Annotated in this window: 1 pseudogene; it reads right to left on the bottom strand. The window is 53.9% G+C overall.

What is annotated here, in order from left to right:
* Positions 1 to 983: pseudogene (locus Q3F21_RS27140) on the bottom strand (RHS repeat-associated core domain-containing protein); the annotation flags it as partial.

The following is a 983-nucleotide window of genomic DNA, read 5'->3' as shown; positions in this document are numbered from 1 at the left end:
GGTTGTACAGATAGTAACCTCGCTTGTTCGCCGCAACATCCTTTCGGGAGAGCAGTTCATTACCCCAAACATTCTGGGCTTTCAACTGGCCGTTTTTGTCCAGTTCCTCAATGACTCTGCCGTTCAGATAGACGTAGCGGGTTTCGCCGCCATCTGCTGTCTTCGTCGCGCGAAGCCCGTCCGGATAGTACGTGTATTCCGCTTTGGCTCCTGTCTTTTCATTGGTGACGCCTCTCAGGCGGTTGCGCTCGTCAAAGGTGTAGCTGGCCGTGTTCGGCATGGCGGGAAGCGTGCCTTCAAAGGTCATTCGGCTGCCTCGGCCGTTATATGAATAACGATTCTCCCCCGCTGGCACATTTTCCTTCGTCAAGCGGTCCACTTTGTCGTACTCGTAGCGGTAGGTCGTGCCGTTTCGCTCGATGCTCGTCACATTGCCGAAAGAGTAGCTGTTCTTCTCTTGCCATAAAGACGTGCCGCTCTTGAAGTGCTTAAGCGTGTCCACCTGACCGAACGAATCCCGCTTGCGCTCCAGGCTTACGCCGTTTGGATAAGTCAGGGTGTAGGTGTCTCCCGCGTCGCTGAGCTGGTAGTCATAGCGGACAGTTTGAGAGGAACCATTCGATCCCGGAATCGTCACCTCTTTTACCCGCATCGCGTCATCGTAGACGTAGGAAACCGCTGTATTGCCAGGGTAGATCAGCTGATCCATCTGGTCGTCGGCGTCCGTATGGCGAATCTGATAGAGTCTGCCAAACGCTGTGAAGCTGTTCATCCGCAGGAACGGATCGTAGGTGTAGAACAGCTCGCGGTGCAACGGGCTGCTGGACTGGATGTTTGGTCCGTTGCTGTTGGTTTCTTTCTTTACCAAAGACGTATTCGGGTAATACTCTTTTGTTTCCCGGTTTTTCACCGTACCGGCCTTGTCTTTTGTCGTCAGCTCGGACAGTTCGTAAAACGGCGTGTACGCGTACTCGTGGCGATTG

The sequence above is a fragment of the Brevibacillus borstelensis genome, from assembly GCF_037834415.1.
In the GTDB taxonomy this organism is placed as follows: domain Bacteria; phylum Bacillota; class Bacilli; order Brevibacillales; family Brevibacillaceae; genus Brevibacillus; species Brevibacillus borstelensis_A.
This window is presented reverse-complemented; position numbering and strand designations above follow the sequence as displayed.